16 protein-coding genes are annotated in these 15537 nt (G+C 61.9%); 9 read left to right on the top strand and 7 right to left on the bottom strand.

Annotated features, from left to right (window positions below; translation table 11 throughout):
- Window positions 1-115 precede the first annotated feature (115 nt).
- The 4 genes from KW568_RS00135 to dprA all read right to left on the bottom strand — a co-directional run bounded on the left by KW568_RS00135 (window position 116) and on the right by dprA (window position 2891).
- Window positions 116-430: a hypothetical protein gene (locus KW568_RS00135; RefSeq protein WP_004575170.1), complete on the bottom strand. Its 315-nt coding sequence runs from the start codon at window positions 428-430 to the stop codon at window positions 116-118.
- A 429-nt stretch (window positions 431-859) separates the two neighbouring features.
- A complete protein-coding gene (locus KW568_RS00130; protein ID WP_003253106.1) occupies window positions 860-1060 on the bottom strand; it encodes a hypothetical protein in 201 nt (66 codons plus the stop codon).
- A 133-nt stretch (window positions 1061-1193) separates the two neighbouring features.
- Window positions 1194-1751, bottom strand: a complete 558-nt coding sequence (locus KW568_RS00125) for an L-threonylcarbamoyladenylate synthase (protein ID WP_003253107.1) — start codon at window positions 1749-1751, stop codon at window positions 1194-1196.
- A 42-nt stretch (window positions 1752-1793) separates the two neighbouring features.
- Window positions 1794-2891 (bottom strand): DNA-processing protein DprA, encoded by a 1098-nt coding sequence (gene dprA, locus KW568_RS00120; RefSeq protein ID WP_004575171.1) that lies wholly within the window; start codon window positions 2889-2891, stop codon window positions 1794-1796.
- A gap of 206 nt (window positions 2892-3097) precedes the next feature.
- Between dprA and def the strand changes: the two genes are divergently transcribed.
- From def to KW568_RS00095, 5 genes are read left to right on the top strand one after another with little or no spacing between them, the layout of a single operon-like run.
- A complete protein-coding gene (gene def, locus KW568_RS00115) occupies window positions 3098-3604 on the top strand; it encodes a peptide deformylase (protein WP_003253111.1) in 507 nt (168 codons plus the stop codon).
- Window positions 3605-3664: 60 nt separating this feature from the next.
- Window positions 3665-4597: a methionyl-tRNA formyltransferase gene (gene fmt / locus KW568_RS00110; RefSeq protein WP_003253113.1), complete on the top strand. Its 933-nt coding sequence runs from the start codon at window positions 3665-3667 to the stop codon at window positions 4595-4597.
- Window positions 4594-5904, top strand: a complete 1311-nt coding sequence (rsmB, locus tag KW568_RS00105; RefSeq protein WP_004575172.1) for a 16S rRNA (cytosine(967)-C(5))-methyltransferase RsmB — start codon at window positions 4594-4596, stop codon at window positions 5902-5904. The genes fmt and rsmB overlap by 4 nt, the downstream gene beginning before the upstream one ends.
- A 23-nt stretch (window positions 5905-5927) precedes the next feature.
- The gene (gene trkA / locus KW568_RS00100; protein WP_003253117.1) at window positions 5928-7301 is read left to right on the top strand and encodes a Trk system potassium transporter TrkA; all 1374 of its coding nucleotides are present in this window, start codon (window positions 5928-5930) and stop codon (window positions 7299-7301) included.
- A gap of 11 nt (window positions 7302-7312) precedes the next feature.
- Complete coding sequence (locus KW568_RS00095) at window positions 7313-7627, top strand: tetratricopeptide repeat protein (protein ID WP_003253119.1); 315 nt, start codon at window positions 7313-7315, stop codon at window positions 7625-7627.
- A gap of 97 nt (window positions 7628-7724) precedes the next feature.
- On the opposite strand, the gene KW568_RS00090 is transcribed toward KW568_RS00095, so the two are convergent.
- The gene (locus tag KW568_RS00090; RefSeq protein ID WP_003253121.1) at window positions 7725-8612 is read right to left on the bottom strand and encodes a lysophospholipid acyltransferase; all 888 of its coding nucleotides are present in this window, start codon (window positions 8610-8612) and stop codon (window positions 7725-7727) included.
- 41 nt (window positions 8613-8653) lie between these two features.
- Window positions 8654-9205 carry a DNA-3-methyladenine glycosylase I gene (locus KW568_RS00085; RefSeq protein WP_003253123.1) on the bottom strand — a complete coding sequence of 184 codons (552 nt, stop codon included), beginning with the start codon at window positions 9203-9205 and terminating at the stop codon, window positions 8654-8656.
- Window positions 9206-9288: 83 nt separating this feature from the next.
- Between KW568_RS00085 and glyQ the strand changes: the two genes are divergently transcribed.
- From glyQ to KW568_RS00065, 4 genes are read left to right on the top strand one after another with little or no spacing between them, the layout of a single operon-like run.
- On the top strand, window positions 9289-10236 hold the full coding sequence (gene glyQ / locus KW568_RS00080; protein ID WP_003253126.1) for a glycine--tRNA ligase subunit alpha: 948 nt from the start codon (window positions 9289-9291) through the stop codon (window positions 10234-10236).
- Complete coding sequence (gene glyS, locus KW568_RS00075) at window positions 10233-12287, top strand: glycine--tRNA ligase subunit beta (RefSeq protein ID WP_004575173.1); 2055 nt, start codon at window positions 10233-10235, stop codon at window positions 12285-12287. Before glyQ ends, glyS begins: the two co-directional genes overlap by 4 nt.
- Window positions 12288-12290: 3 nt before the next feature.
- A complete protein-coding gene (gene gmhB / locus KW568_RS00070; protein WP_003253129.1) occupies window positions 12291-12818 on the top strand; it encodes a D-glycero-beta-D-manno-heptose 1,7-bisphosphate 7-phosphatase in 528 nt (175 codons plus the stop codon).
- 47 nt (window positions 12819-12865) lie between these two features.
- Window positions 12866-13651, top strand: coding sequence for a 1-acyl-sn-glycerol-3-phosphate acyltransferase (locus KW568_RS00065; protein ID WP_010951467.1), 786 nt, complete (start codon window positions 12866-12868; stop codon window positions 13649-13651).
- 174 nt (window positions 13652-13825) lie between these two features.
- Here the strand turns inward: KW568_RS00065 and KW568_RS00060 are convergent, their stop codons facing one another.
- Window positions 13826-15445 carry an MFS transporter gene (locus KW568_RS00060; RefSeq protein WP_004575174.1) on the bottom strand — a complete coding sequence of 540 codons (1620 nt, stop codon included), beginning with the start codon at window positions 15443-15445 and terminating at the stop codon, window positions 13826-13828.
- Window positions 15446-15537: the final 92 nt, after the last annotated feature.

Here is a 15537-nt window from a genome sequence, read left to right as displayed (position 1 = left end):
CCCTGTAGGAGCGGGTTTACCCGCGAAGAAGCCACCGCAATGGATGGCACCGGCTTTGCCGGTGTTCGCGGGCAAGCCCGCTCCCACAGGTACTGCGTCGGCCTCGATAGCAGCACTATGCCTTGGAGCCTGGGCGTGACGGCGATGGCGTCGACTCGATGCCATCGAGTATCGCCTCGATCACACCCTCTGCCATCTCAATCGCATGCAGGTTCGACCAGAACATGCCACGGCCTTCTTCACGCATGTAGTCCAAAGCTTTGTAGCCGGTTTCGTAAGCGCTGCGCAGGTACAGGGCTACGTGGACCAGAGCGTCCTCGGCAGAAATGTTTGGGTTGACGGTGAAGAGTGGATCGTGGCCGGCATCGCAGCGGCCGAAGGGGCGGGTGGAGGTGCAGGGTAGGGGTGGATCAGGAACAATCTTCTTCATCACTAGATCTCGCTTCATGGCCCACCCAGTCGTTACCACACGAATGGGTGGCAGCTGTACGCAGGGTGGTAAACCGGGTGGGAGATCTAAAACCCAGCAGGCACGAAGCCTCCTGCGAACAGCCGCCATGGACTGCCAAGATCACCCAGAACCCGGGTTACCACACCCGATCGCCAAGTTGTTCGGCGACGGTTTGAGCCTAGGGGCAGAGGTTCCCACTGAGAAGGTGATGGCAGAGGACGCGGGTCGTAGGATATTTCCGAAGTGCCCAGCTGGACAGACATTTTGGCAATAATCAGAAAACCCTGATCACCTAGAAAGCCACAGAAGGCCCATCTACAGCACGCGAGAAAAAGATCCCGGCTTGACCGTACAGATTCGGAAACGTAGCATTTCTGCTTGAGGAAGTGCTGGTGCGCCGGTTGAGTTTCAAGTTATCCGGGCGAGTGCATCCCCGCCATTTAGGCCGCTTAAGCGGCCTTTATTTTTTGGCTTGTTTCTATCCCCTTTCGGGATGATGGAATAGAGCTCTGCCTTGGGCTTGCGGGCCGTCAGTTCAAAAATCGCCTCATCGAAGACCTCGTTACCATAGCCATCATCGCGACCAAACGTGCTGCGAAGGGCAGTCATGTGCGTGACACTTTCGGGAGCGGGCATGCCCACGAACACGGGCGAAGCCCGTGCCAGGCACCGAGTTGTATTCTTCGCGGGCGCGCCCGCTCCCACAGGGGCCCAAGACCCTAGCCAGGCCTGTGGATTGGTATCAACCCGGGCGAACGACTTCGCCGGTTGCCAGGTCGCGAATCACACTCGGGTTTTTCCGCCCGCCCAGCGCACCGCCAAGCACCAGATCCAACTGGCCATGGAAGTACTGCTCAACCCGCAAGCGGGTCTTCGCCGCTGGGCGCCCGCCGGGGTTGCACGAGGTGGAAATCAGCGGCCCCACCAGCGCGCACAGCTCACGCACCACCGGGTGATCACTGACCCGCAGCGCCACCGTGTCATGCTGCCCGGTCACCCACTCGGGCAACAGGTCCTGGTGCGGCACCAGCCAGGTGTTCGGCCCCGGCCAGGTGCTGCCCATGCGGTCGATCCAGTCCTCGGGGAAGTCCTCGAACAGGAAGTCGAACTGACGGATGTTGTCAGCGATCAGAATCAGCCCTTTATCCACAGGACGCGACTTCAGCGCCAGCAGGCGATACACCGCGTCCTCGTTCCATGGGTCGCAGCCCAGGCCCCAGACCGCTTCCGTCGGGTAGGCAATCACCGCGCCTGCCCGGATCTCACGTGCGGCTTGTTGCACACGAAAACTGCTCACCATTGCTGTTTCTCCGCCTGAATACCTTGCTTGTGCGCAGTGTACTTAGCCCGCGCGGGCAAACCAACGCCCGGCTTCATTGCTGACCCGGCCTTCCAGCTCCAGCTCGGTCAACTGCGCCAGCACGTCGGCCAGCGGCTGCTCGCTGCAGTGGGCCAGGCTTTCACTGGTCTGGGGTGCGGCATGCAGCAGGGCGAGCAGGGGGTGGTCGAATCTGTCCACAACCGCAGGCGGCAGGTTCTGCCAACCCTGCAAGCTTTCCAGGATCTGCTCCACAGTTTCCACCAGCAGCGCCCCATCACGAATCAGCTGGTGGCAGCCCTTGGCCCCCGGGTGATGAATGGAGCCCGGAATGGCGTACACCTCACGGCCTTGCTCTGCGGCCAGGCGCGCCGTGATCAGCGAGCCGCTGGCGAGGCTCGCCTCAACCACCAGTACACCTAGCGACAGGCCACTGATGATGCGGTTGCGCCGTGGGAAGTTGCCAGGCAGCGGCCCGGCATCCAGGGGATACTCGGAAACCAGCGCGCTGCCGTTTTCGATCATCGCCTGCGCAAGGTCCCGATGGCGCTGTGGATAAAGTTTTTGCAACCCCGTACCGAGCACGGCAATCGTGCCGCCGCCAGCCTGCAACGCGGCCCGATGAGCGGCACCGTCGACACCTACCGCCAGCCCGCTGGTAATGGTGAAACCAGCCTGCGCGAGGTAGCGGGAAAATGCCCGGGCGGTGTCGAGCGCCGGGGGTGTGGCACGTCTGCTGCCCACGATCGCCAGCTGAGGACGATCGAGCAAGGCAGGTTCGCCAGCGACAAAAAGCAGCGGCGGGGCATCGTCGATTTCTGCCAGCAAGGCTGGGTAGTCTGGGCCGTCCCACATCAGCAAATGCTGGCCAGAGCGCTCTAACCAGGCCATTGCGGCGAGCGCGCCCTCGCGTACCTCGGCACTGCGCCGGGCATCGATGGTAGCCTGGGGGATGCCCAACGCTCGCCAGGCCGAACCGGGAGCGCTAAGCGCACTAGAGGCGCTGCCGAACGCATCCAGCAAGGTGCGAAAACGTCGCAATCCTGTCTCGGGCAAGCGATGCAGGCGTAATCGGGCCTCCAGTTCAGCAGGCGGGCAGAGCGACGAATGGTAACTGGGCATGGGGATCGTCCTTGATCGAAACAGGGCCATCTACGTGGCACAACCTGTGGATAACTCTGTGAGTAACACTTTGAAAAGCTGTCCATTGATTGGGGGCTATCAAGCCCATAGTCACCCTAGACGAGCTTGCCAGGTGCCGAAATCCCCGTTTCCCTTTATTATGTGTGCTCAGTTTTCAACCGAACGCACAGTGACTGCCTGACCTTATGGCCATCTTGAACATTCTCGAATTCCCGGACCCGCGCCTGCGCACCCTCGCCAAACCGGTGACGGAGTTCGACGACGCCCTGCGTCAGCTGATCGACGACATGTTTGAAACCATGTACGAAGCCCCTGGCATCGGCCTGGCCGCTACCCAGGTGAACGTGCACAAGCAGGTTGTGGTCATGGACCTCAGCGAAGACCGCAGCGAACCGCGCGTCTTCATCAACCCGTCGGTCGAAGAGCTGACCCATGACATGGGCCAGTACCAGGAGGGCTGCCTGTCGGTACCGGGCTTCTACGAGAACGTCGACCGTCCGCTGCGTGTCCGGGTCAAGGCCCAGGACCGCGACGGCAAGCCGTTCGAACTGGAATGCGAAGGCCTGCTGGCGGTGTGCGTACAGCACGAATTCGATCACCTCAACGGCAAGCTGTTCGTCGACTACCTGTCGCAGCTCAAGCGCGACCGGATCAAGAAGAAGCTGGAAAAGCAGCATCGCCAGCAAGCCTGATCCCCACCTTCCTGAAGGCTTGCTCCGGCAAGCCTTTTTCTTTTTTGAAGCGAGAACTCCATGCGCATCGTCTTTGCAGGCACTCCAGAGTTTGCCGCCGAACACCTCAAGGCCCTGCTCGACAGCCCCTACGAGATCGTGGCCGTCTACACCCAGCCCGACCGCCCGGCCGGCCGTGGCCAAAAGCTGATGCCAAGTGCGGTCAAGGCACTGGCCGTGGCCCATGACATCCCGGTGTTCCAGCCGCAGACCCTGCGCAATGCCGATGCGCAGGCCGAACTGGCCGCACTCAAACCAGACCTGATGGTAGTGGTCGCCTACGGCCTGATCCTGCCGCAGGTGGTGCTGGATATCCCGCGCCTGGGTTGCATCAACAGCCACGCTTCCCTGCTGCCACGCTGGCGCGGTGCCGCGCCGATCCAGCGTGCCGTGGAAGCCGGCGACGCCGAAAGCGGCGTGACCGTGATGCGCATGGAGGCCGGCCTGGACACCGGCCCGATGCTGCTCAAGGTCGTCACCCCGATCAGCGCCGAGGACACCGGCGGCACCTTGCACGATCGCCTGGCCGAAATGGGCCCGCCCGCAGTCGTTCAGGCCATCGCCGGCCTGGCTGACGGTTCGCTGCAAGGCGAAATACAGGACGATGCGCTGGCCACCTACGCGCACAAACTGAACAAGGACGAAGCGCGTATCGACTGGACCCGCCCGGCCGTCGAGCTGGAACGCCTGATCCGCGCCTTCAACCCATGGCCGGTGTGCCACAGCATGCTGGACGGTGAAAGCGTCAAGGTGCTGGCCGCCAACCTGTCCACAGGCCAAGGCGCCCCGGGCGAGATACTTTCCGCCAGCAAGGACGGCCTCGTAGTTGCGTGCGGTGACCAAGCCCTGAGCCTGACCCGCCTGCAACTGCCTGGCGGCAAGGCATTGAGCTTCAGTGACCTGTTCAACAGCCGCCGCGAGAAGTTCGCCGCCGGCAAGGTGCTGGGCCAATGAACCCACGCCTCGCCGCCGCCCGTGCGCTTGCTGCTGTGCTCAGCGGCAAGGCTTCGCTGAACAGCTCGCTGCCGGCGCAACTGGACAAGGTAGATGAACGCGACCGCGGCCTGACCCAAGACCTGGCGTTCGGCACCGCACGCTGGCAGCCACGCCTCGACCTGCTGGCCGCACAGCTGCTGCAAAAACCCTTCAAAGCAGCCGATGCCGATGTTCAGGCGCTGCTGCTGGTCGGCCTGTACCAGCTGTTCTACACGCGCATTCCGGCCCATGCCGCCATCGGCGAGACCGTGGGCTGTGCCGACAAACTGAAGAAGCCGTGGGCCAAGGGCCTGCTCAATGCCGTACTGCGCCGTGCACAGCGCGAAGGCGAGGAGCTGCTCGCCGGCATGGAGCGCGACCCGGTGGTGCGTACCGCGCACCCGCGCTGGCTGCAAAAAGCGCTGAAAGCTTTCTGGCCAGAGCAGTGGGAAGCCATCTGCGCCGCCAACAATGCCCACCCACCGATGATTCTGCGGGTCAATCGCCGTCACCATAGCCGCGATGCCTACCTGGCACTGCTGGCCGAAGCCGGCATCGGCGCCAGCGCATGCCAGTACAGCCGGGATGGCATCGTGCTGGCCGAAGCCTTCGACGTGCGCGGCCTGCCAGGCTTCGCCGAAGGCTGGGTGAGCGTCCAGGACGAAGCTGCGCAGCTATCTGCCGACCTGCTGGAACTGGCCCCCGGTCAACGCGTGCTCGATGCTTGCTGCGCACCGGGCGGCAAAACCTGCCACCTGCTGGAGGCCGAGGCTGGCCTGGCGCACATGGTGGCCATCGATCTCGAAGCCAAGCGGCTGACCCGCGTGCGAGAAAACCTCGACCGCCTGCAGCTGGACGCCGAGCTGATCGCCTGCGATGCCCGCGACACTGCCAGCTGGTGGGACGGCAAGCCATTCCAGCGCATTCTGCTCGACGCGCCGTGCTCGGCCACCGGCGTGATTCGCCGCCACCCGGACATCAAGCTGACCCGCCAAGCCGACGACATCCCGGCTTTGGCCACGCTGCAAGGCGAGCTGCTCGATGCCCTGTGGCCGACCTTGGAAGTGGGCGGCATGCTGCTATACGCCACCTGCTCCAGCTTGCCGACCGAAAACACTGAAGTGATCAAAGCCTTCCTCGCCCGCACCCCGGGCGCCCGTGAGCTGGACCTGGCGACCGAAGCCGGCCTGCGCCAGCCCCACGGCCGTCAGCTGCTGGCCCAGGAAGGCGGCCACGACGGTTTCTACTATGCCAAGCTGATCAAGATCGCCGCCTCGCGCGGATAAGAACAAAGGATAGGGAGTAGCGCATGAAGATCATCATCCTCGGCGCAGGGCAGGTAGGCGGTACGCTGGCTGAACACCTGGCCAGCGAAGCCAACGACATTACCGTGGTCGACACCGACGGCGACCGCCTGCGCGACCTCGGCGACCGCCTGGACATCCGCACCGTCCAGGGCCGCGGCTCACTGCCGACAGTGCTGCGCCAGGCCGGTGCCGACGACGCCGACATGCTGGTGGCGGTAACCAACAGTGACGAGACCAACATGGTTGCCTGCCAGGTGGCCTATTCGCTGTTCCATACTCCGACCAAGATTGCACGGGTGCGCGAATCGTCCTACCTGACCCGCGAAGAGCTGTTCGACAACGACCATATCCCGGTCGACGTTCTGATCAGCCCCGAGCAGGTGGTGACCAATTACATCAAGCGCCTGATCGAACACCCAGGCTCGCTGCAGGTGATCGACTTCGCCGAGGGCAAGGCCCAGCTCGTGGCAGTGAAGGCCTACTATGGCGGCCCGCTGGTCGGCCAGCAATTGCGCCAGATCCGTGCGCATATGCCCAACGTCGACACCCGCGTGGCAGCCATCTTCCGTCGCGACCGGCCGATCACCCCGCGTGGCGACACGGTGATCGAAGCCGACGACGAGGTGTTCTTCATTGCCGCGAAAAAGGATATCCGTGCGGTGATGGGCGAACTGCGCCGCATCGACGAGACCAATAAACGCATTGTCATCGCGGGCGGCGGGCAGATCGGCGAGCGCCTGGCGGAAGCCATCGAAAGCCGATATCAGGTGAAGATCATCGAGATGAGCCCGGCGCGTTGTCGGCACCTCTCCGATACCCTCGAAAGCACTGTGGTGCTGCAGGGCAGCGCTTCGGACAAAGACCTGATGCTCGAAGAGAACATCGCCGACGCCGATATTTTCCTGGCCCTGACCAACGATGACGAAGCCAACATCATGTCGTCGCTGCTGGCCAAGCGCCTGGGCGCAGGCAAGGTGATGACCATCATCAACAACCCGGCTTATGTCGACCTGGTGCAGGGCGGTGATATCGACATTGCCATCAGCCCGCAGCTGGCCACCATCGGTACCCTGCTGGCGCACGTGCGCCGGGGCGACATTGTCAGCGTGCACTCGCTGCGCCGCGGTGCGGCCGAAGCGATCGAGGCGGTGGCACATGGCGATTCGAAGTCGAGCAAGGTGGTCGGCAAGGCGATCGAGAACATTGCCCTGCCACCGGGAACCACCATCGGCGCGATCATCCGTGACGAAGAGGTGATGATTGCCCACGACGACACCGTGATCGAATCGGGTGACCATGTGATCCTGTTCGTTGTGGATAAAAAGCACATTCGTGATGTGGAGAAGCTGTTCCACGTCGGCTTGAGTTTCTTCTAGGAGAAGAGGGCATGCGCGAATCGCTGGAGAAGATGCTGGCCAAAGGTGTGGATAACCCGCTGCTGAGGTTTGGCCTGGGCAAGGCCTGGCTGGATGAAGGCAACGGCGCTGAAGCAGCGGTGCACCTGGCGCGCTGTGTAGAGCAGGATCCGAAATACTCGGCAGCGTGGAAGCTGCTGGGCAAGGCCTATCAGTTGCAGGGCGACCTGGCGGCGGCGCGCAAGGCGTGGGAAGACGGGATCGTGGCGGCGCAGGCCCATGGTGACAAGCAGGCCGAAAAAGAAATGACCGTATTCCTGAAGAAGCTCAACAGAGCAGCGGGTTGACGCGGCCCCTGTAGGAGCGGGTTTACCCGCGAATGCGTCGGTGAATCCAACATCGCATTCGCGGGTAAACCCGTTCCTACAGAGGACGGTGAATGGCTTAATACCAGCGCGGCTCGCCAGCCGGGCGCTTCTTGAAGCGCTTCATGCTCCACATGTACTGGCTGGGGTACTCGCGTACATAGCGCTCGACCACCTTGCTCATCGCCGCCGCCGACACATTCACGTCGGTGCTGTACATCTCCTCTGGCGCCGCCTCCAGGAACACCTTGAAGCCCGAGCCATCCGGCAACCGCAGCGCATGCAGGAACACACCTACCGCCTTGCCACCGGCCAGCATGTTCGGCACGAACTTGCTGGTCAGCGCCTGGGTGCCGAGGAACGGCACGAACACGCCCGCCGATTCCGCCGGCTCCGGGTCGGCAGGAATACCCACCTGGCCACCACGGCGCACTTCCTTGATCACGCTGAGGATGCCTTCCTTGGTCGACGGTGCCACGCGATTGCCCATCTGCACGCGCTGCTCGCGCAGCAGATCATCCACCGCCTTCAGCTTCGGCGGGCGGTAGAAGATGATCGGTTTGCACTGGTTGCAGTAGAAGTGGTTCAACACTTCCCAGTTGCCCAGGTGGCTGGTGATGCCGACCACCCCTTTACCTGAGGCCAAAGCCTGCTCCAGCACTTCCAGGCCATGCACTTCCTTGACCAGCTCCAGCGAGCGTTGTGGCGGCCAGATCCAGGCACAGGCACTTTCGACAAAGGATTTACCGATATCCCGCAGCGCCTGGCCCACCAGTTGCTCACGGGCAACCGGGTCCATCTCCGGGAAGCACTTGGCCAGGTTGATCCGTACCACGTTGCGCGAACTGTTGGGGATTTTCCACATCAGCCAGCCAATACCGGCGCCGACACGCTGCACAGCGCCCCAGGGCAGCTTGGCAAACAGGCGCAGCACCCCGACCATCAGGGCGCCCTTGAACTTTTCCACAGGCGAATTCCTTATTTCAGCAAGGCGCGCATTGTAACCCCTCAGCGCAACAAGGCGGCGTAGCGATCGCAGTCGGTGGTGTGGTCCATGACCATGCCGGTGGCCTGCATGAAGGCGTAGCAGATGGTCGGACCGACGAACGTGAAGCCAGCTTTCTGCAAGGCCTTGCTCATTGCCTTGGCTTCATCGGTAACAGCTGGCACGTCGCCGCGCGCCTTGAAGTGGTTGATCTTTGGCGAGCCGCCGACGAACGACCACAGCCATTCGGCGGGGTTATCCACAGCCAGCCAGGCCTGGGCGTTGCGCCGCGCAGCCTTGAGCTTGAGGCGATTGCGGATGATGCCTGCATCCTGCATCAATTCTTCGATGCGTTCGTCGCCCATGGCCGCCAGCTTTACGGGGTCGAAGCCGTACATCACCTGGCGATAACGCTCGCGTTTGCGCAAAACGGTAATCCATGAAAGCCCTGCCTGGAACCCTTCGAGCAAAAGCATCTCGAAGAGCAACGCCGGGTCGCGCTGTGGCATCCCCCATTCCTGGTCGTGGTAGGCCTGGTACAACGGATCGTCGGTACACCAAAAGCAGCGTGGCATAAGGCTCCAATGAGTAGAGGGCGAGGCGAATCAGGTTATACTCCCGCTCTTTACATCCGCATCCCCAGATACAGGTGAATTTCGTGAGCCAGCCTACGCCAGCCGTGCGTACCTTCCAAGACCTGATCCTCGCCCTGCAGAACTACTGGGCAGCTCAAGGTTGTGTGGTACTTCAGCCCTACGATATGGAAGTAGGCGCCGGCACTTTCCACACCGCTACATTCCTGCGCGCCGTGGGTCCAGAAACCTGGAACGCCGCCTATGTGCAGCCGAGCCGTCGTCCTGCCGACGGGCGGTATGGCGAAAACCCCAACCGCCTGCAGCACTACTACCAGTTCCAGGTGGTGCTCAAACCGAACCCGGCCAACTTCCAGGAGCTGTACCTCGGCTCGCTGAAAGCCATCGGCCTGGATCCGTTGGTGCACGACATTCGTTTCGTCGAAGACAACTGGGAATCGCCGACACTCGGCGCCTGGGGTCTGGGCTGGGAAATCTGGCTCAACGGCATGGAAGTGACCCAGTTCACCTACTTCCAGCAGGTTGGCGGCATCGAGTGCTACCCGGTCACCGGTGAAATCACCTACGGCCTGGAGCGCCTGGCCATGTACATCCAGGGCGTCGATTCGGTGTACGACCTGGTGTGGGCCGACGGCCCGTTCGGCAAGGTCACCTATGGCGACGTGTTCCACCAGAACGAGGTGGAGCAGTCGACCTACAACTTTGAACATGCAAACGTCGACAAACTGTTCGAGCTGTTCGATTTCTACGAAAGCGAAGCCAACCGCCTGATCAAGCTGGAGCTGCCGCTGCCGACCTATGAAATGGTCCTGAAGGCATCGCATACCTTCAACCTGCTGGACGCCCGCCGCGCCATCTCGGTAACCGAGCGCCAGCGTTACATCCTGCGTGTACGTACCCTGGCCCGGGACGTGGCGCAAAGCTATCTGCAAGCCCGCGCACGCCTGGGCTTCCCGATGGCCACCCCTGAACTGCGTGACGAAGTGTTGGCTAAGCTGGAGGCTGCACAATGAGTGCTCAAGATTTTCTGGTAGAACTGGGCACCGAAGAGCTGCCACCCAAGGCCCTCGCCAGCCTCGGCGACGCCTTCCTGGCCGGTATCGAAAAAGGCCTGCAGGCTGCTGGCCTGAACTACGCCGGCAAGCAGGTGTACGCCGCGCCGCGTCGTCTGGCCGTGCTGATTCGCCAGCTGGACGTGCAGCAGCCTGACCGCAGCATCAACATCGACGGCCCGCCCCTGCAGGCTGCCTTCAACGCCGAAGGCGAGCCGACCCAGGCTGCGCTGGGCTTCGCCAAGAAGTGCGGTGTGGAACTGGCCGAAATCGACCAGAGCGGCCCCAAGCTGCGCTTCTCCCAGCACATCCCGGGCAAGGCCACCACTGACCTGCTGCCGACCATCGTCGAAGATTCGCTGAACGACCTGCCGATCCCCAAGCGCATGCGCTGGGCGGCCAGCCGTGAAGAGTTCGTGCGCCCGACCCAATGGCTGGTAATGCTGCTGGGCGACCAGGTGGTCGACTGCACCATTCTGTCGCAGAAGGCCGGCCGTGAATCCCGTGGCCACCGCTTCCATCATCCGGAAACCGTGGTCATCACTACCCCGGCCAACTATGTCGAAGACCTGCGTAAAGCTCACGTGCTGGCCGACTTCGCCGAACGCCGCGAGCTGATCAGCAAGCGTACCGCTGAGCTTGCCATGCAGCAGGAAGGCACGGCCATCGTGCCGCCGGCGCTGCTGGACGAAGTGACTGCTCTGGTCGAATGGCCAGTGCCGCTGGTGTGCTCGTTCGAAGAGCGTTTCCTTGAGGTGCCGCAAGAAGCCCTGATCACCACCATGCAGGACAACCAGAAGTACTTCTGCCTGCTGGACAGCGAAGGCAAGCTGCTGCCGCGCTTCATTACCGTGGCCAACGTCGAAAGCCGCGACCCGAAGCAGATCGTGCAAGGCAACGAAAAAGTCGTGCGCCCGCGCCTGACCGACGCCGAGTTCTTCTTCAAGCAGGACAAGAAGCAGCCACTGGAAACCTTCAACGAGCGCCTCAAGAACGTGGTGTTCCAGGCTCAGCTCGGCACCGTGTACGACAAGGCCGAACGTGTTTCCAGGCTGGCCGCCTTCATTGCTCCGCTGATCGGCGGCGACGCCCAGCGCGCTGGCCGTGCCGGCCTGCTGTCGAAGTGCGACCTGGCCACCGAGATGGTCGGCGAATTCCCTGAAATGCAGGGTGTTGCCGGTTACTACTACGCGCTCAACGACGGTGAGCCGGAAGACGTAGCCCTGGCCCTGAACGAGCAGTACATGCCGCGCGGTGCAGGCGCCGAGCTGCCGCAGACCCTCACCGGTGCTGCCGTGGCCATCGCCGACAAGCTCGACACCCTGGTGGGTATCTTCGGCATCGGCATGCTGCCTACCGGCAGCAAGGACCCGTACGCCTTGCGCCGTGCGGCTCTGGGCGTGCTGCGTATCCTGATCGAGAAGCAACTGGACCTGGACCTGACCGGTGCAGTCGAGTTTGCGGTCAAGCAGTTCGGCGCCAAGGTCAAGGCCCCCGGCCTGGCCGAGCAAGTACTGGAGTTCATTTTCGACCGCCTGCGCGCGCGTTACGAAGACGAAGGCATCGACGTGGCCACGTACCTGTCGGTACGCGCACTGCAGCCAGGCTCCGCCCTGGACTTCGACCAGCGCGTACAAGCCGTGCAGGCGTTCCGCAAACTGCCGGAAGCCGAGGCCCTGGCTGCGGTGAACAAGCGCGTGTCGAACCTGCTGAGCAAGGCCGAAGGTGCCATCGCCGAGCAGGTCGAGCCGAAGTACTTCGACAATGCCAACGAGTTCTCCCTGTACTCGGCCATCCAGCAGGCCGACCAGGCCGTGCAACCGATGGCTGCGGCACGTCAGTACAGCGAGTCGCTGGCCCGCCTGGCGGCCCTGCGTGACCCGGTCGATGCCTTCTTCGAGGCGGTCATGGTCAACGCCGAAGACGCCAAGGTACGTGCCAACCGTTATGCCCTGCTCAGCCGTCTGCGCGGCCTGTTCCTGGGCGTGGCTGACATTTCGCTGCTGGGGTAAGCCTTGAAACTGCTGATTCTCGACCGTGACGGGGTGATCAACTACGACTCCGATGCGTACATCAAGACGCTGGAAGAATGGGTGCCGATCCCCGGTTCGGTCGATGCGATCGCGCAGTTGAGCAAGGCGGGCTGGACGGTGGCCGTGGCCACCAACCAGTCCGGCATTGCCCGTGGCTACTACCCGCTGGCAACCCTTGAGGCCATGCACGCGCGCCTGCGCGCGCTGGTGGCCGAGCAGGGCGGCGAGGTGGGCCACATCGTGTATTGCCCGCATGGGCCGGACGAAGGGTGCGATTGCCGCAAGCCCAAGCCCGGCATGCTGCGGGCGATCGCCGAGCATTACCAGATCGGCCTTGAAGGCGTCTGGTTCGTCGGCGACAGCAAAGGTGACCTGGAGGCCGCCCTGGCCGTCGGTGCACAACCCGTGCTGGTGAAGACCGGCAAGGGCGAGCGGACCCTGGAAAAAGGCGTCCCGGAAACTACACTGATTTTCGACGATCTGGCAGCTATCGCCAGAGAACTAATTTAAACAGTGCGCCTTCTGGCGCATTTTTCTTCAGGCGGGCATGCCCCGCAATGGTACAAGCCACTATGTCGATCCTGCAGGCGATCAGAATCTTTCTTTTTTACCTGCTGCTGGGCACCAGTTCGCTGCTGTGGTGCTCGCTGAGCTTCTTCGTCGCGCCGTTCCTGTCGTTCCCCAAGCGCTACAAGTTCATCAACGTGTACTGGTGCCGCTGCGCGCTGTTTCTGGTGCGCACCATCCTGGGCATCGACTACAAGATCACTGGCGCCGAGAACGTGCCAGCTGAGCCTTGCGTGATTCTGTCCAATCACCAGAGCACCTGGGAAACCTTCTTCCTGTCCCAGTACTTCTCGCCGCTTAGCCAGGTGCTCAAGCGCGAGCTGCTGTATGTACCGTTCTTCGGCTGGGCCATGGCCATGCTGCGGCCCATCGCGATCAACCGCGACAACCCCAAGGAAGCGTTGCGCCAGGTGGCGAGCAAGGGTGACGAACTGCTCAAGCAGAAGACGTGGGTGCTGATTTTCCCAGAAGGCACCCGTGTACCGTTCGGCACCATCGGCAAGTTCTCGCGCGGCGGTACCGCCCTGGCCGTGAATGCCGGGCTGCCGGTGCTGCCGATTGCCCACAACGCTGGGAAGTTCTGGCCCAAGACCGGTTGGGGCAAGCGTGCCGGTACAATCGAAGTGGTAATTGGTGAGCCGATGTACGCCAACGGCACGGGGCCACGTGCCATTGCCGAACTCAACGACCGCGCTGCAGCTTGGAACGAAGCGACCCAGCGGGCCATGGGATCGCTGCCGCCAGCTGCGGAAAAACCTCAGGAGCAGATGGCTTGACCTTCTGTGGATAACTTGTGTGCAGTTTTTGGATTAAATGCTTTAATTGATACCTAAGTGTATGAATTTTCTAGTTATTTCTTTGTATGAATTTTTTCTGAAAATCGTGCATAAGTTTTTTTGAAGCATAAGAAAACCGGCTTTTACAGCCGGTTTTTTTATGGCATGTGGACATCAGACTTTGTCGATATCTACATCCTTGGTTTCTCTCAGACAGAAGATCCCAACCACCAGGCTGATCCCGGTCACCAGCACCGGGTACCACAGCCCGTAGAAGATATCCCCGGTATAGACCACCAGCGCGAACGATACGGTAGGCAGGAAACCACCGAACCAGCCATTACCAATGTGGTAGGGCAGCGACATCGAGGTGTAGCGGATGCGGGTCGGGAACAGCTCGACCATCACCGCCGCCAACGGACCATAGGTCATGGTCGCGATCAGGATCATCGCCACGATCAGTACCACCACCATTACCTGGTTGACCTGCGCAGGGTCGGCCTTGGCCGGGTAACCAGCCTGCTCGATTGCAGCGCGCATGGCGGTTTCATCAAAGCCGTTGATGGTCTTGTCACCGATGTTCACCACCACTTCACTGCCGGCCACGCTAACCGAGCTGTACGGCAGGCCCTGCTTGACCAGGAAGGTCTTGACCTTGTCGCACGGGCTGTCAAAACGAGCCTTGCCCACTGGGTCGAACTGGAATGTGCAGCCTTGCGGGTCGGCGGTGACCACGATCGGCGCCTGACGGCTGGCAGCGTCGATCTGCGGGTTGGCGTAGTGGCTCAGCGCCTTGAACAGTGGGAAGTACAGTACCGTGGCCAGCAACAGGCCGAGCATCAGGATCGGCTTGCGGCCGATACGGTCGGACAACCAGCCAAAAAACACGAAGAACGGCGCGCCAATCACAACGCTGATGATGAGCAGGGTGTTGGCCTGAGCCGAGTCCATTTTCAGCATCTGTGTCATGAAGAACAGAACGTAGAACTGCGCCGTGTAGAAGGTCACAGCCTGCCCCGCGTTGATGCTGAACAGGGCGGTAAGCACCACTTTCAGGTTTGACCAGGAGGTGAATGACTCACGGATGGGCGACTTGCTGACCTTGCCCTGAGCCTTCATTTTCACAAAGGCCGGCGACTCGTGCATGCTCATGCGAATCCAGGTGGAGATCGCCAGCAGCACAATCGACAGCAGGAACGGCAAGCGCCAGCCCCAGGTTTCGAACTGGTCGCCACTGATATACCGGCTACCCAGCACCACCAACAGCGACAACAACAGGCCCAGCGTTGCGGTGGACTGGATGAAACCAGTGTGCAAGCCACGCTTGCCGGGCGGCGCATGCTCGGCCACGTAAGTGGCTGCACCGCCATACTCGCCGCCCAGCGCCAGCCCCTGAAGCATGCGCAGGATCACCAGGATGATCGGTGCGGCGATGCCGATGCTGGCGTAGGTGGGCAACAACCCCACAGCGAAAGTAGACAGGCCCATCAGCACGATGGTGACCAGGAAAGTGTACTTGCGCCCGATCATGTCACCCAGGCGGCCGAACACCAGCGCGCCAAACGGCCGCACCAGAAAGCCCGCAGCAAAGGCCATCAGGGCGAAGATGAAAGCGGTGGTATCGTTCACGCCAGCGAAGAACTGCTTGCTGATGACCGCTGCCAGCGCACCATAGAGAAAAAAGTCATACCACTCGAAAACCGTCCCGAGGGATGACGCGAAAATGATCTTGCGTTCTTCACGGCGGCTGGAGCTGCTGGCCGCCGCACCCTGCTCTTGGATGTAATCCGACATCGTTGCTGTCCTCGGCCCTTAGGCCACAGTGATTATTCTTGTTGTTCCACTGTCGGCGACTTCTGACCGCAAGCCGCCGGTACTGCACGCAC

Origin of the sequence: Pseudomonas sp. HD6515 (assembly GCF_024971855.1) — a bacterium.
GTDB classification, from domain to species: Bacteria; Pseudomonadota; Gammaproteobacteria; order Pseudomonadales; family Pseudomonadaceae; genus Aquipseudomonas; species Aquipseudomonas alloputida.
The sequence above is the reverse complement of the archived record's forward strand: the minus strand, read 5'-3'. Positions and strand labels throughout refer to the sequence as shown.

Coding starts and splice junctions, on each gene's coding strand:
- trkA (WP_003253117.1), top strand. CDS start 5,928: ATGAAGATCATCATCCTCGGCGCAGGGCAGGTAGGCGGTACGCTGGCT.
- KW568_RS00085 (WP_003253123.1), bottom strand. CDS start 9,205: ATGCCACGCTGCTTTTGGTGTACCGACGATCCGTTGTACCAGGCCTAC.
- KW568_RS00130 (WP_003253106.1), bottom strand. CDS start 1,060: ATGACTGCCCTTCGCAGCACGTTTGGTCGCGATGATGGCTATGGTAAC.
- KW568_RS00125 (WP_003253107.1), bottom strand. CDS start 1,751: ATGGTGAGCAGTTTTCGTGTGCAACAAGCCGCACGTGAGATCCGGGCA.
- glyS (WP_004575173.1), top strand. CDS start 10,233: ATGAGTGCTCAAGATTTTCTGGTAGAACTGGGCACCGAAGAGCTGCCA.
- rsmB (WP_004575172.1), top strand. CDS start 4,594: ATGAACCCACGCCTCGCCGCCGCCCGTGCGCTTGCTGCTGTGCTCAGC.
- dprA (WP_004575171.1), bottom strand. CDS start 2,891: ATGCCCAGTTACCATTCGTCGCTCTGCCCGCCTGCTGAACTGGAGGCC.
- fmt (WP_003253113.1), top strand. CDS start 3,665: ATGCGCATCGTCTTTGCAGGCACTCCAGAGTTTGCCGCCGAACACCTC.
- def (WP_003253111.1), top strand. CDS start 3,098: ATGGCCATCTTGAACATTCTCGAATTCCCGGACCCGCGCCTGCGCACC.
- KW568_RS00065 (WP_010951467.1), top strand. CDS start 12,866: ATGGTACAAGCCACTATGTCGATCCTGCAGGCGATCAGAATCTTTCTT.
- KW568_RS00135 (WP_004575170.1), bottom strand. CDS start 430: ATGAAGAAGATTGTTCCTGATCCACCCCTACCCTGCACCTCCACCCGC.
- KW568_RS00060 (WP_004575174.1), bottom strand. CDS start 15,445: ATGTCGGATTACATCCAAGAGCAGGGTGCGGCGGCCAGCAGCTCCAGC.
- KW568_RS00095 (WP_003253119.1), top strand. CDS start 7,313: ATGCGCGAATCGCTGGAGAAGATGCTGGCCAAAGGTGTGGATAACCCG.